The sequence below is a fragment of the Caballeronia sp. LP006 genome (assembly GCF_031450995.1).
In the GTDB taxonomy this organism is placed as follows: Bacteria; Pseudomonadota; Gammaproteobacteria; order Burkholderiales; family Burkholderiaceae; genus Caballeronia.
In genome coordinates this window covers 568,281-581,699 of record NZ_JARTVW010000003.1, presented here as the reverse complement: position 1 = coordinate 581,699, position 13,419 = coordinate 568,281, and the positions used below count along the sequence as shown (strand labels likewise).

Sequence of the window (13,419 nt, the reverse complement as noted above, 5' to 3'; positions counted from 1 at the left end):
TTTGGCCCGATACAATGCACAACACGCACCTTCACTCAGAAAGAGAACCGACATGTCAGGCGTGATAGACCTTGGCGGCAAGTCCTTCACCAGGCGCTTCGTGCGAAGCGGAGACATCCGCTTTCATATGGTGGATGGTGGCGTCGGCCCGACGGTCGTGCTCGTGGCGGGCTTCCCGCAGACCGCTTATGCGTGGCGTCGCGTGCAACCGCTTCTGGCCGATTCCTACCGTACCATCGCCATCGATTTGCCCGGCCAAGGTTACTCGGACAAGCCCACCACCGGCTACGACACCGATACCGCCGCCGCGCGCATCAATGGTCTCTTGCGGTCGCTGGATGTCGAGCGTCACTTCTACGTGGGCCATGACATCGGATCGTGGATTGCTTATCCGTACGCGCATCGCTATGAGGCCGAGCTCGACGGCATCGTGTTCATCGATGGCAACATCCCCGGCATCACGCTCAAGCCCGAAGTATCGGTCACCGCGCCTTCGAACTGGAAGAGCTGGCACTTCCTGTTCAACGCGGTGGACGACTTGCCTGAAGCGCTCATTGCAGGCAAGGAGCGCGTGCTGATCGAATGGTTCTTCAACAAGAAGACCGCCAACGCAATGGCCACGTTCGAGCCTGCCGACATCGACGAATACGTCAAGGCGTATGCGTCGCTCGGCGGCCTGCGCGGCATGCTCGGCTATTATCGGGCCGTCGAAGAGGACATGAAGCAGAACCAGAAGCTCTTTGCCAGCAAGATCAAAAAGCCCGTGCTCGCGCTTGGAGGCGATGTGGGCAGCGCGCCCACCATCCATGAACTGATGAAGCCGCTCTGCGAAGACCTGAGCGGCGGTGTGATCCAAGACTGCGGGCATTACATTCCCGAAGAGCAGCCGGAAGCGCTGGCAGCGGAACTCAAACGCTTCTTCGAGACATGTCTCGGTTGATCGATGTCGATGCTGCGAATGTCTTTCGCTCTGCAATGCATTATCCTTGCCGTCATCGGGGCACGGGGGCATAGATGACGGCCGGTTCGAGAAAGAAGGAAAGCGATGAAGCCGAAGCCGTTCCGGACACGCGCCGTGTGCGCTTTCCGCCGCTCAAGTCGCTGATCGCGTTCGAAGCGGCCGCTCGGCACGGCAGCTTCACGCAAGGCGCGGAAGAGATCGGCATTACCACGTCGGCGGTGAGTCATCACATTCAGCAACTCGAAGACTTTCTCGGCGTTCCGCTCTTTCAGCGACATGCCGGGCGCGCGGTGCTGACCGTCGCGGGCCGAACCTATGCGCGCGAACTGGAAAAAGCATTCGGCATGATCGCCACTGCGACGAGTCTTATCGCGCCGCAATCGTGGGGCGGTCATCTGTCGATTGCCGTGCCCAATAGCTTCTCGGTGAAGTGGCTGCAACCGCGTTTGCAGAACTTCCTGAAAGCGAACCCGCTGTTTCGCGTTCGACTGGCGACGCTTCACACACATGAACTCGATGCCAACCGCTACGACATAGCAATTGCGCATGGGCCTCAAACGCCGGGATTGAAGCTTGCCGAACCGCTGCTCATCGAACGGCTCAGGCCGCTTTGCAGTCCGCAACTGGCGGAGGAACTCGGCCTGAAAAGCCCGAAGGATCTAGCTAAGGCCACGCTCATCCACTCCAATAATCCGCTGAACTGGGTCGATTATTTTCGGCGCATAGGCAACCTCGTCGTCAAGCCCGCGCACGACTTGTGGCTCGACCGCTCCGCCATGGCAATCGAAGCTGCGGTAAAGGGCTTGGGCGTGGTGCTGGAAAGCGAGATCCTCGCGGAAGAAGAGTTACGCGATGGCCGGTTGATCGAGCCATTCTCCGACCCGAAGTTCCACGTCGAAAATATCTCTTACTATCTGCTGCGCTCGTCGAGTCTGCGCAATTCGGCCGAAGCGGCCGTGTTTGAAAAATGGCTTCGAGCTGAATTCGAGTTGGCCAATCTAAGAACGATGTTCTGAGTGCTTGCTCAAGCCTGCGGCTTGCGTAAGGGCTTGACGCCAATCGAGTCCGGCGGCAGTCGTTCCACGCGGACGGTACTCGCATCCTATCCAGCCTGAATAGCCGCTATCGGCTATCGCTCGTGCAATCGCGGGCCATGACATGTCGCCCGTGCCCGGTTCGTTTCGTCCTGGTACGTCGGCGACCTGAATGTGCGCCACGTCACGACGATGCATGGCGAACGCATCCAGTACGTCCATGCCGCTCATTGCCGCGTGATAAAAATCGAAGAGGAGTTTGACGTTGCCTTGCGGGATGTCGCGGACGTAGGCGCTCGCCTGAGCGAGACTCTTGAGGAAGTAACCCGGCACGTCTTGCTGGTTCAGACATTCGAGCACAAAGGTTACGTTCTGCCCTTCCGCGCGCTTTGCGGCCCACGCGAGATTCGAACGAAAGACGGCTTCGGCCTCGGCTGGCGAGCAGCCGTCTGGCACTCGGCCCGCCATCAAGTGAATCAGGCTGCACTCCAGCGCGTTAGCGTAGTTCAACGCGAGATCGACACCTTCGCGAAAAACATCGACATAGCCTGGAATACAGCCAAAGCCGTTGGAGCCTACGGCCCCTCTTTCGCCCGCCGGCGTGTTGATCAACACTTGTTTCAAGTTCCACTGGCTCAACACGTTGCGAAGCTCGGTGGCATCGTAGCCATATGGCGATGCGTATTCGACTGCCGCGAAGCCATGCAACGCAGCGGCTTCGAATCGCTCAAGAAATGGCAACTCGGTAAAGAGCCATTTGAGATTAGCCGCGAAGCGTACGCGCGAAGACCGTGCAGTCATTTCAACCCCACGATCATTTCGACTTCCACTGCCGCGCCATGCGGAAGCTGCTGCACGCCGATCGCGCTTCGTGCATGCTTGCCGCGTTCTCCGAGCGTTTCGATCAATAGGCGGGACGCGCCATCGATCACCGCGCCCTGTCCGGTGAAATCCACCGCCGATGCGACGAATCCCGTGATCTTCACGATCTGCGCAATGCGCTCATGTCCGCAGAGCGCGTGCGCGAGTGCATCGAGGCATGCTTTTGCACATAACGCTGCCGCTTCTCGTGCGTCTTCAGCCGATAAGTCCGCGCCGACCTTGCCGCTGTATTTGATCGCTCCGTGTTCGCGCGGAAGCTGGCCGCTCACGAATGCGAGATTGCCGAACACCGTAACGGGCGTGATGAGTTGACTGGGCGTTTGCTTGTCGTCTGCGCGCTGCATGAATATCGTCTCCTCAAAGAATCGTTAGGCCAAGCCGCTCATACGCGTGGCGCTCTGTATCGGAGAAAAGGGATTGCAGCAAGGCACATGCACCTTCCGATTGTGCGCGACCAGAAAACATCCCGACATAAAAGTCGGTATGGAACTGAATCTCTTCCGGAAGCGGGCCGATGATCTCGATGCCCGCCACCATGGCCAGTTCGCTCATCTGTTGAATGGCGACGTCCGCCTCGCCACGCACGATGCATTCGCCCGTAAAGCCCTTCTCGATGATGGTCGCGCGCTGATTGACCTGCTCCGCGATGCCCATCTCTTCGATCAAGGTGGCGAAATAAACGCCGCTTGCGCCGGTCTTCGAATATGCCACCGATCGCGCGTTCAACAGAACCTCGCGCAAGTCTTCAACGCTTCTTATCGACCGAGGCACGTCCCGCATAGATGCCGCTACACCCACGCCGGTTCTGACCAACCCGCGCATCGTCGGTACATCCAGTACGTTTTCATCGGCGAGACGCTTCACATAGGCGCGAGTCGCAATCAGCACGTCCGCTCTTTCACCGGCAGACACGCGCTCCTGCAGCACGTTGGTTGGATCGAACATAGCTTGCACGCGGATGCCGCTACTTCGTTCGAACGCTGGAATGACGACATCGACGAGCGCGCTCTTGACCGCGAGCGTGCTCATCATCGAAACGGCTGGCGCGAGCGATGGAGTTGGCATCGTTGAATCCATGACGGTAAAAGACTTCAGCGCGACAAATGCAGGCGCTTCTTGAGATCGGCAACCGCGCTGCGCGGTGCGGAAAATACCGGACAACTCGCGACTGAAGTCACGGCATCGAGTGCTTGAGCGGTTGAGAAATGGGCCAGCATGATCGCGTCGTAGCCATGCAGGCTCGCGGCCTTTTCTGCGACGAGACGGTTGTGTGTGTCGCGGTCGCCCGCACGCAGCTTGTCGATTGCATCGTCGACCACGAAGGTGGCCAGCGTAGCGTGCGGGTTCATGTTCGATGCTTCCTCGAAGAACTCCGCCACCATGGTCGGCAGGGCCGGCGCGAACGTTGCGATCATCGCGATGTTTCTGCCTTCTGCAAGCGCATCGGCGAACATGGCGGTGTTGGGCTTGCAGACAGGTATGGGAAGCGCCGCGTCCGCGGCATCGATGGCGGGACCGAAGGCCGAACACGTGGCGAGGACCGCATCCGCGCCGCTTTCGTACCCGTGTCGCGCAAGATTCACGAAGCGTGTCTGCAATGAGTCGGGCAGCTCTTTGCTGTCGCCTCTGGCCGAGGTCAGACCGTCGTCGAGAAGATTGGTGAGCCTGGCTTCTGGCCAGTCGCGCAGGAATGCGTCGTATATCGGCGCGATGGCAACGGGCGTGGCGTGCAACAGCACGATGGAAAGGTCATGTCTCATGGATGTCGATTCGCCGCTGGTCGGCTGCCGGGTCATGCGCCCGGCATCGATTCAAGCGTAGCGAATGACGCGTTGGCATTCCAACGCAAAGAAATCAACACCCGTTGAGTCAGAGTCACGACAGCAGGCTTCATGCGTTAATACAAGCGCGCGACTCACGCCGCCTTGCCGCCCATCACCTGTTCCTGTTCGATCCAGATCTGACTGTCGGGAAACCAGAACGCGTCAGGCTTTGGCGGTACGGCCAAGGTAGTCGGCAAATCGGGATTGAATATCTTCGACCATGCCGACAAGTAAGAAGGCATCTTTACGAGGTATCCGCACTTCGAAAGCAGCAGGCTCGATACCAACGCTTCGCGCCCGATCTCCAAACCAGGATAACCGCTGAAGTGCACCGGCATGTCGCCTGTGGACAGCAGCTTGGCCGGTGCGACACTGACCGGCCGATTGAACGGCCACGCGCGGAAGAAGTCGATGAACGCCTGCTCATCGCTCGAAACGAAGATGTTGGTCAGAAGCGGATTGAGCGCGAGGGTCTGCTCGACCAGCCGGCAGAAGTCGGCCCAGGGCAAGGTCATCGCTTCGAACTTCTTATCCGTGCCTCGGTAGTGAACACCGAGTGTCGATTGGCCGATATCGAGTTTGGCGCAGGTTGCATCGACTTCATCGCGAATGGCTGCAACCGGCCGGTAATGCGAGCGAAACAAGTCGCTCGAACTTTGCAACCGCAGACCCGCTTCATGACGTTGCCGCAAGCCGAGTTGCACGAGATCGCGCACGGTAGAGGTTCGCACTCTGCGCGGCAACTTCACATCGCCGGATGCCCGCACGCTTTCAAAGAGCGCCGAGAACCAGTCTATCTTGCCTTCCGGGTCGCCATAGAGACCGCCGCGTGCCGAGATTTGCGGTGTCAGCCGTTTCTCTTCGCAATGCTTGAGGATGAAGAGCACCATCTGCATCACGGAGAAAAAGCCGGAGTTTTCCCTGATCTCAATAGCGAACACATTGCGATTCAGCCGCTGTCGCGCATGCAGCGAGAAACGCACTGGAGCGGCGAGAGAATGCTTGAAGCCTTCACTGCGCCGAAAGCGCCTGACACGATCGACCACCGTTCGCAACATGTGCGGTCCCCGACTCGGATTTGTCTTTTGGAATGACCGTATGGTCCAGCGCTACGGTAACTATGACGGGAGGGTAGCACCGTGCAACGTGTAACGGATCGACCCTCGTCGGCGTTCTGTTGGCTAGCTAACGTGATGGGCGGAAAAAGTTACTGGCGAAGTTTCAACGGCGTCCTGTCGATGCGACATCGGCGACGGAAGCGATAAACGCATTGGCCGTCATTGGCTTGCCGAGCAAAAACCCTTGGAGAATGTCGCATCCCAGTTGCGTGAGAAACGCCTGCTGTGCAGTAGTTTCGACGCCTTCCGCCACGATCCTGAGATTGAGCGTTTGTCCGAGCGCCACGATGGCCGAAACAATGGCCGCGTCTTCCGTACCGTGAGCTAGTTCACGCACGAAGCCGCGATCGATCTTGAGTTCGTTGGCGGGCAAGCGCTTGAGATAAAGCAGGCTGGAGTAGCCGGTGCCGAAATCGTCGATAGAGATCTGCACGCCTTCTTCCCGCAGTCGTTGCAATACCTTGAGGCTCACTTCGACATCGCGCATGGCCGTCGATTCAGTGATCTCCAGAATCAGCGATTCCGCTGGCAGGCCATTGCGCCGCAGCGCGCCGCGAACCGCTCGTACGAGACCCGAGTGAACGAACTGCAATGGCGAAAGATTGATCGCGATGGTCCACTCTGTGTGACCGCGATCGTGCCACGCCTTCAATTGCCGGCATCCTTCGCTCAGCACCCATTCGCCGATAGGCACGATCAACCCTGTCTTCTCCGCCATCGGAATGAAGCGGTTGGGCGCCATCAGTCCGTGCACGGGATGGTTCCAGCGCAATAGCGCTTCCGCGCCCACCGCCGGACCATTTGGCGCCTTGAATTTGGGTTGATAGTGCAAGGCGAGCTCACCGCGCGTCAACGCCACGCGAAGCTCGTGCGCAAGTTGCATCTGCTCGTAAGAGTCCGCATGCATCGACGGTTCGAAGAAACAAAAACCGCTGCGGCCAAGGGCTTTCGCGTGATACATGGCGGTATCGGCATTGCTCAGAAGCTCTTCTTGAGTCGCACCGTCGTCGGGAAAGATCGCAATGCCCACGCTCACGGAAATCTGCACTTCCTCGCCTTCCATGCGAAACGGCTTCTCAATGGTCTCGGTCAAGCTCGCGGCGATTTGTGCGGCCACGGTTGCGTCGTCGACATTCGAGAGCAGCACGAACTCGTCGCCGCCGACCCGCGCAATGGTGTCGTGTGACCTGACGTTGGCGCGGATGCGCTTCGACACTTCGATCAGCAACAGGTCGCCGACATGATGTCCGAACGCGTCGTTGACCGCCTTGAAGCCATCGAGGTCCATGAACATCAACGTGAAGCGACGCCTTGCATCGCGCGCGCCATGCACCAATTGTTCGAGTCTGTCTTCGAGCAAGACGCGGTTCGGCAACTCGGTAAGGCTGTCGTGAAGCGCCAGATAAGCGAGTTCCTTGTTCGCCTCCGCGAGCGACGCCGCGAGCACGGCGGTGCGCGATTCGAGCCGCAAGTCCAGAACGGAGATGATCAGCGCGATGGCCAGCACCGAGAGTGTCACGACGATCACCACGACCGCCAGCCATCCGGTATCCGCGCCTTCTTTAGCGGCACCGCATATCGCGCCCGTGGGAAAGCGCGCGGCCGCCATTCCGGTGTAGTGCATGCCGACGATGGCAAAGCCCATCAGGAGCGACGCGCTGCCGCGAAAAAACAAGAGCCGCGACGCCTGCTGACGTAAGCGAAAGGCAATCCAGAGCGCAGCGCCCGAGGCGACGATGGCAATGGCCACCGACACAATGGTGAGCCATGGGTCGTATTCGATCGGCGGCCGCATGCGCATGGCGGCCATGCCCGTGTAGTGCATGCCGGCGATAGCCGGTCCCATCAATAGCGCCCCGATCACGATCCTGAACGCGGGCAGCGTCTTCTGACAGACGAGCCAGAGCGCGAACATCGATGCCGCGACGGCAATCAGAAGCGATGCAAATGTAATCAGCGGGTCGTAGCCCAGTTTGATGGGCAAGCTGAACGCCAGCATGCCGACGAAGTGCATTGCCCAGATTCCGAGTCCCATTGCACAGGAACCGCCGATGAGCCACCAGCGCGCCGCGGGCCCCCTGGCTTGCGCGATACGCCCTGCCATGTCGAAAGCCGTGTACGCGGCCAGGATTGCCACGAGAAGCGAGCAGACGACAAGCAAAGGGTTATATGAGTAAGCGAGCATTGAGCGCTATTTTCGCAGGCTTTCGTTGTCGCTCCCGGGTAGAGAACAGCATCGCGGTGACGAATGGAGACCTGTCATCGACAGGAGCCCATATCTTAACCAAGGCATGGACAAATCCGGGCTCTATTCATCCCATTCGTCGAAGAAAGCCTTACCCACCCTGCGACATATCCTGGACAGGGCGATGTAAAACGTTTGCTAACATCGTCATACTTTCGTTCATCTTCATATTTTCCCGACGCTGCCGTAAGCGATGCAAGAAAGAACCCGCGCTCGCCGCGTAAAGGACGGCGAGCGTCAACGACAGCACTGCCATCAAAAAGGAAAAGAACGAGATGAACCTGCAACCCATGCGCATGAAAACGAAGCTTTCCATTGGCTTCGGCCTGCTCACGGCGGCAGTGCTGATCGTCGCCGCGCTCTCAATCGAGACGCTCGGCGAAGCGAACCAGCGCTTTACGTCCTTTGTCAACGGCATCAACGCGCGCGCGCATCTGGCCGAAAGCATTCGCACCGCAGTGGACCGGCGCGCGATCGCCGCACGCAATCTCGTGCTCGTGACGAAGCCCGCCGATCTCGAACTCGAGAAAGCAGCCGTCATTCAGGCGCATGAAGACGTGCAGCGCGATTTGCGCCGCTTCAAGGAAATGGTCGCGAGCGCGCCGGATGTCTCAGCCGAAGTAAAGACGCGCGTTGCGGAGATCGACCGCGTCGAATCGCTTTACGGACCGGTGGCGCTCGCCATCGTCGATCTGGCGCTGAAGGGCCAGCATCAGGAAGCGATTACGAAGATGAACGACGAGTGCCGTCCGCTGCTCGCCGCGCTCATCAAGGCCACGCAAGATTACCTGGACCTGACGAGCCAGCGCGAAGCGAAGCTCGTGCAAGAGTCGGCGGAGGATTACGCGTTCTCGCGCATGCTGCTGATCGCCGCGTGCATCGCGGCGGCTTCGTTGGCCGTGGGCGCGGGATTCATCATCAAGCGCAGCATCTTGCGAGCGTTGGGCGCGGAACCCGATGCACTGAGCCAAGTCGCGCAGCGCGTCGCTTCCGGCGATCTGAGCCCGGTCGCGCACGCGGATAACGCCCCGCAACACAGCGTGCTCGCCTCCATGCGCACGATGCAAGGCAATCTCGTCAGTCTGATCGGCAATGTCCGCTCTTGCGCCGATGGCATCGCTACGGGATCGAGTCAGATCGCCACGGGCAACGTCGATCTGTCGACGCGTACCGAACAACAAGCGGCATCGCTGGAAGAGACGGCGGCGAGCGTCGAAGAGTTGACCTCGACCGTGCGGCAGAACGCCGAGCACGCGCAACAGGCGAATGCGTTGTCGGCGGATGCATCGGCGGTGGCGCAGCAGGGCAATGCCGCCGTGGGGCGCATGGTCGCGACCATGACGGAGATCAGCACGCGCTCGGAGAAGATTGCGGATATCACCGGGATCATCGAAGGCATCGCGTTTCAGACCAACATCCTCGCGTTGAATGCGGCGGTTGAAGCGGCGCGCGCGGGCGAGGAAGGACGCGGCTTTGCCGTGGTCGCTTCGGAAGTGCGCAACCTGGCGCAACGTTCGTCGTCCGCCGCGAAGGAGATCAAGGAGTTGATTGGCGCGTCGGGCGTGCGTATCGCGGAGGGTTCTTCGCTCGCGGGCGAAGCCGGGACGACGATGGCCGAAGTGCTGCAGGCCGTCTCGCGCGTGAGCAGCATCATGGGCGAGATCGCGGCGGCATCGAGCGAACAAAGCCGGGGCATCGAACAATTGAGCCAGGCGATTGCGCAAATGGACCAGGTGACGCAACAGAACGCGGCGCTCGTGGAAGAATCGGCGGCGGCTTCGCAATCGCTCGATCAGCAGGGGCGCAAGCTCGTGGATGCGGTGTCGTTCTTCCAGGTCGCAGGATGATGGTCGGGGCGCGGCGCGTCGGAGAGTTTTCTCGTCGCGCTGCGCTCACCAAAAATACGCTGGTTTAACGCAAAAATTGGGAACAGTACGTTCATACATGTGTAGAGGTAATTTGTTCACTCTCGCGCAAAACAACGAAAAATGGGCAAATACTCCTATAAAGCACTGCAGCAGAGTCGCACTATTTTCCTCTTCCATATGGCAACGCCATGCGTTCGTTACTTTTTGCCCGAAAACGTTCGAATTCTCACACGCTTTTTGTAACATTGCGTAAAATCCAACCTATCGTATGAACTTTAAAGAAGGTGGTTGTGAGACACAGACGCGGCGGCTTTGCATCGCGTGTCGAACGAAGTTAGGGCAACACGGCAGGCCGGTGGTTACTGCACGAAGTTCGCTCTTTCCCTGCTACAACGGCCAACTTTGAAGCATCCCAGGTAGGCAAGGCAAACACTGCTGCATCCTTGGCTCATTCGTTAGTCGTCCTTACTTAATAGGACATTGATATCGATCTCTGACCTTAAGGAGTGTTCCGCCAGACCAGCGGAACTGCGAAATGATGATTAATCGACGTAAATTTCTGGCTAGCATGAGCGCGTTGTCCGGGACCTATATGCTTTCCGCATGTGGCGGCGGCGGTAGCGATCTACCGCAAGCGGCAACCAAGGCTTCCGACGATTCCACGCAACTGGATTCCACCGCAAAGGCCGCGGTAGTCACGCCTTCCGCCGATGGCACGACCATCCCGAGCGGTACGTCGATCGTGGACAAGACGGGTGCGGTTTGGACGGTGACCGGCGCCATCGTGTACAAGAACAAGACGGCTGTTTCAATCGCCAATGTCTCGATGCTCCTCTGGTCGGGCGGCAAGATTTACCAGAAGAACACGAGCGGCCAGTTCTACGTGTGGTCGAACAAATGGCTCATCTGCCGTGACCCGCGCATTGCGATGGCAGCGACGCCGGGCATGTTCTTCGGGATGAACGGCCATTACGACTACACCTACACCCCTCCGCAACTCATCGCGATCCTGAAGGGCATGGGCTGCAACATGTATCGGGTGGGCTGCAATTCGACGTCGAAGCAGATCAGCGCCGTCGCCAAGCTGGCATCGGCCTTCAACGGAACGGGTATCAGCATGCTTTGCCTGATTCAGCAAGGTTTGACCGATGCTTCAGGCGCGCTGTATGGCAGCGAAGCCGCCGCTTACGCCGACGCCTACAACACCGGCCTGACGGTTGCCAGCGCGCTCAAGCCTTATGGCGTGACCATGTACGAATGCGGCAATGAGTTGACGCGCCGCTCGCAAACCGTGCTGTATTCGAACCGCGCGGGAACGGACGTAGCCGACTTCAACAACGCAAACTGGCCCGTCATGCGCGGCGTCATGCGCGGTCTCATCGCCGGCGTGAAAGCAGTGCAGCCGGACGCGAAGTGCGGCATCAACTTTTGCGTGGCGGACATCGGCGCATCGGATGCATTGTGGGACGGCTTCCAGCCGGATGGCACGAGTGGCTATCCGAAGGTCCGCTGGGACATCACGACGTGGCACAACTACGAAGTGTATGGTGACCTGTTCGACATCGGCTCTGACGGCGCGGGCCCGCATTTCGATCTGCCGCAGTACTGCAAGGCGCGCTACGGCGTACCTTTCATGATCACCGAGTGGAACGCGAACCCCGAGCAGACGGATGCTTATCGCGCAACCTTCGTGCAGTCTCGCCTGCAATCGTTCTACGACGCACGCAAGACGCACAACATTCACTCGGCCATGTACTACGTGCTCGACAGCGGCAATCACACATTTGGCATCATGATCAACGGTGCGCCGATCACGCCGACGTACAACAGCTATGTGAACTTCACGAGCACACATGCCGATGTCTGAGCGTCTCTGAACAAAAGCCCACGGTTTGCCGCATCGCGCAAAGCCGTGGGCCTTATTGTTTCAGTTCATCTTTCACGCGTGCCGCATGAACGCGCGCGCTAGCGCATGTCGTCGACAGGCTTGCCATCGAGGCCACGACCGCCACTGAGCGGGCCTTCATAGCCAAGCCCCCAGAAGGTCCCGTTATCGTCGATGCGCATCACGCGGTCTCGTTCGATGTGGTGCCGGCGATCTCAGTCGCCCCGACATGGCGTCATCCATCTTCCTATGAACAGTCGCGGCGTCATCTTGACTCCTCTGCCTTGTTCGGGCTTGCGGGCATCTCGTCCTTCGTGCGTTCGCCGACGGCCCAATGCGCGGCGGGCACCGCGGTGGCATACACGCGGATGGTGTCGAGCGGTGCGCCCAGCGTTTCATGGACCGTGCGCGCGACCGCCTTCACGCAGGCCTTGACGGCGGCTTCATCGCGTCCTTCGACGAGGGAAATATGTACGATAGGCATGTCGGTTCCTCAATGTCCGGTGCGTTCGAGCACGGCTTGCTCGGGTCGCGGACCGGTTGTCTTGCCAGCGATAGGCGGCTTCGGTAACCTGGCTTCGCCGGGTTCGATAACGAAGTGATGATCGAGCGAATACCACGGCCCTTGAACGTCCGCGCCGGGTGCGGTCTCGCCGTCATGCAGCACATATTGCCCGACGAGCGCGCGCGTCACGCCGAACTGCACATCGGTCTCGAGATTGGGATCATCGCTCGAATAGACCTGCGAAAACTGTGTCTTGAAGCCCGGCTTGTAGATCATGAAATGGATATGCGCAGGCCGCATGTTGTGCCGGCCTTGCGCGCGTAGCAGCGCGCCGACCGGGCCCGACAGCGGAATGGGATAGCCCGCCGGCTTCACGCTGCGAAACGCGATGTGGCCGTTGGCATCGGTAGTGAACTTGCCGCGTAGATTCATATCCGCCTGCGCGGGATCCTGATTCTCGTAGTAACCATCCGCCGATGTATGCCACACGTCCACCTCGGCGCCTTCCACCGCACGCCCGCTCGAATCGCGCACCCAAGCGTTGACAAAGATAGGCGCGCCCGGCGTCGGCGAGCGCACGATGCTGCCGCCGCTTTCAGTGCGCGGCGAGTCCATGCGCCAGAACGGGCCCATGAGGTTCGCGGTCGTATCGGTCTGACCGCGATCGCCGTTGTTGAGCAGGCACACGAGCGCGGACAGCCCAAGCGATCCGGCGATCAACACGACTTCGTTATGCGATTCGGTGGTCAACTGCCCGAGCTTCGCGATGACCGCGCATGCCTGATGAAACTCCGGCTCGGACAGCCGCGCCTCGCGCGCGAAGCCATGCAGATGACGCACCGCCGCCGACATGATCTCGCGAAAGCGCGCATCCGGCGCGCGGCTCAGTTCGGCAAGCACGGCTTCGGTCACTTCCTGCTGATTGCTGACTATCATTGCTGTCTCCATGGCGGCTCATGCTTCATTAGCAAGCCGGTGCGGCGGTAGTAACGCATCTGCCCGAGTTCCATCGTCTGCCTCGCAATGGTATCGCGGACGGCGGGAATGCATCGTTCGCTACAACGGGGCAACTGCATTCCAGTCATCGACGAACACGAC

The 13,419-nt window shown here is 59.6% G+C and carries 12 protein-coding genes; 4 read left to right on the top strand and 8 right to left on the bottom strand.

The features are described 5' to 3' along the window. The first annotated feature begins 52 nt into the window (after positions 1-52). Together P9250_RS07270 and P9250_RS07265 are read left to right on the top strand one after the other, a co-directional pair. Positions 53-940, top strand: a complete 888-nt coding sequence (locus tag P9250_RS07270) for an alpha/beta hydrolase (RefSeq protein WP_310392042.1) — start codon at positions 53-55, stop codon at positions 938-940. 74 nt (positions 941-1,014) lie between these two features. After that, complete coding sequence (locus tag P9250_RS07265) at positions 1,015-1,977, top strand: LysR substrate-binding domain-containing protein (protein ID WP_309845644.1); 963 nt, start codon at positions 1,015-1,017, stop codon at positions 1,975-1,977. On the opposite strand, the gene P9250_RS07260 is transcribed toward P9250_RS07265, so the two are convergent. The 6 genes from P9250_RS07260 to P9250_RS07235 all read right to left on the bottom strand — a co-directional run bounded on the left by P9250_RS07260 (position 1,960) and on the right by P9250_RS07235 (position 8,003). After that, complete coding sequence (locus P9250_RS07260; protein ID WP_309958628.1) at positions 1,960-2,796, bottom strand: TIM barrel protein; 837 nt, start codon at positions 2,794-2,796, stop codon at positions 1,960-1,962. The two genes, P9250_RS07265 and P9250_RS07260, sit on opposite strands and share 18 nt — an antisense overlap. Further along, complete coding sequence (locus P9250_RS07255) at positions 2,793-3,221, bottom strand: RidA family protein (protein WP_310392039.1); 429 nt, start codon at positions 3,219-3,221, stop codon at positions 2,793-2,795. The genes P9250_RS07260 and P9250_RS07255 overlap by 4 nt, the downstream gene beginning before the upstream one ends. A gap of 13 nt (positions 3,222-3,234) precedes the next feature. Continuing rightward, complete coding sequence (locus P9250_RS07250) at positions 3,235-3,942, bottom strand: substrate-binding domain-containing protein (protein WP_310392037.1); 708 nt, start codon at positions 3,940-3,942, stop codon at positions 3,235-3,237. A gap of 26 nt (positions 3,943-3,968) precedes the next feature. Then, complete coding sequence (locus P9250_RS07245) at positions 3,969-4,637, bottom strand: arylsulfatase (RefSeq protein ID WP_310392035.1); 669 nt, start codon at positions 4,635-4,637, stop codon at positions 3,969-3,971. 155 nt (positions 4,638-4,792) lie between these two features. After that, positions 4,793-5,758, bottom strand: coding sequence for a hypothetical protein (locus P9250_RS07240; RefSeq protein WP_310392032.1), 966 nt, complete (start codon positions 5,756-5,758; stop codon positions 4,793-4,795). Positions 5,759-5,921: 163 nt separating this feature from the next. Beyond that, complete coding sequence (locus tag P9250_RS07235) at positions 5,922-8,003, bottom strand: EAL domain-containing protein (RefSeq protein ID WP_310392030.1); 2,082 nt, start codon at positions 8,001-8,003, stop codon at positions 5,922-5,924. A 335-nt stretch (positions 8,004-8,338) separates the two neighbouring features. On the opposite strand from P9250_RS07235, the gene P9250_RS07230 reads away from it, so the two are divergent. Together P9250_RS07230 and P9250_RS07225 are read left to right on the top strand one after the other, a co-directional pair. After that, positions 8,339-9,910, top strand: coding sequence for a methyl-accepting chemotaxis protein (locus P9250_RS07230; protein ID WP_310392028.1), 1,572 nt, complete (start codon positions 8,339-8,341; stop codon positions 9,908-9,910). Positions 9,911-10,469: 559 nt separating this feature from the next. Next, the gene (locus P9250_RS07225; protein ID WP_309846547.1) at positions 10,470-11,798 is read left to right on the top strand and encodes a hypothetical protein; all 1,329 of its coding nucleotides are present in this window, start codon (positions 10,470-10,472) and stop codon (positions 11,796-11,798) included. 283 nt (positions 11,799-12,081) lie between these two features. Here P9250_RS07225 and P9250_RS07220 read toward each other — a convergent pair whose 3' ends face one another. Both P9250_RS07220 and P9250_RS07215 read right to left on the bottom strand, forming a co-directional pair. Then, a complete protein-coding gene (locus P9250_RS07220) occupies positions 12,082-12,300 on the bottom strand; it encodes a tautomerase family protein (protein WP_244830680.1) in 219 nt (72 codons plus the stop codon). 9 nt (positions 12,301-12,309) lie between these two features. Next, positions 12,310-13,257 (bottom strand): dioxygenase, encoded by a 948-nt coding sequence (locus tag P9250_RS07215; protein ID WP_310392026.1) that lies wholly within the window; start codon positions 13,255-13,257, stop codon positions 12,310-12,312. Positions 13,258-13,419 lie beyond the last annotated feature (162 nt).

Bases quoted from the DNA above. Each gene is read 5' to 3' on its own strand.
- P9250_RS07270 (WP_310392042.1), top strand. From the start codon at position 53: ATGTCAGGCGTGATAGACCTTGGCGGCAAGTCCTTCACCAGGCGCTTC.
- P9250_RS07265 (WP_309845644.1), top strand. From the start codon at position 1,015: ATGACGGCCGGTTCGAGAAAGAAGGAAAGCGATGAAGCCGAAGCCGTT.
- P9250_RS07260 (WP_309958628.1), bottom strand. From the start codon at position 2,796: ATGACTGCACGGTCTTCGCGCGTACGCTTCGCGGCTAATCTCAAATGG.
- P9250_RS07255 (WP_310392039.1), bottom strand. From the start codon at position 3,221: ATGCAGCGCGCAGACGACAAGCAAACGCCCAGTCAACTCATCACGCCC.
- P9250_RS07250 (WP_310392037.1), bottom strand. From the start codon at position 3,942: ATGCCAACTCCATCGCTCGCGCCAGCCGTTTCGATGATGAGCACGCTC.
- P9250_RS07245 (WP_310392035.1), bottom strand. From the start codon at position 4,637: ATGAGACATGACCTTTCCATCGTGCTGTTGCACGCCACGCCCGTTGCC.
- P9250_RS07240 (WP_310392032.1), bottom strand. From the start codon at position 5,758: ATGTTGCGAACGGTGGTCGATCGTGTCAGGCGCTTTCGGCGCAGTGAA.
- P9250_RS07235 (WP_310392030.1), bottom strand. From the start codon at position 8,003: ATGCTCGCTTACTCATATAACCCTTTGCTTGTCGTCTGCTCGCTTCTC.
- P9250_RS07230 (WP_310392028.1), top strand. From the start codon at position 8,339: ATGAACCTGCAACCCATGCGCATGAAAACGAAGCTTTCCATTGGCTTC.
- P9250_RS07225 (WP_309846547.1), top strand. From the start codon at position 10,470: ATGATTAATCGACGTAAATTTCTGGCTAGCATGAGCGCGTTGTCCGGG.
- P9250_RS07220 (WP_244830680.1), bottom strand. From the start codon at position 12,300: ATGCCTATCGTACATATTTCCCTCGTCGAAGGACGCGATGAAGCCGCC.
- P9250_RS07215 (WP_310392026.1), bottom strand. From the start codon at position 13,257: ATGATAGTCAGCAATCAGCAGGAAGTGACCGAAGCCGTGCTTGCCGAA.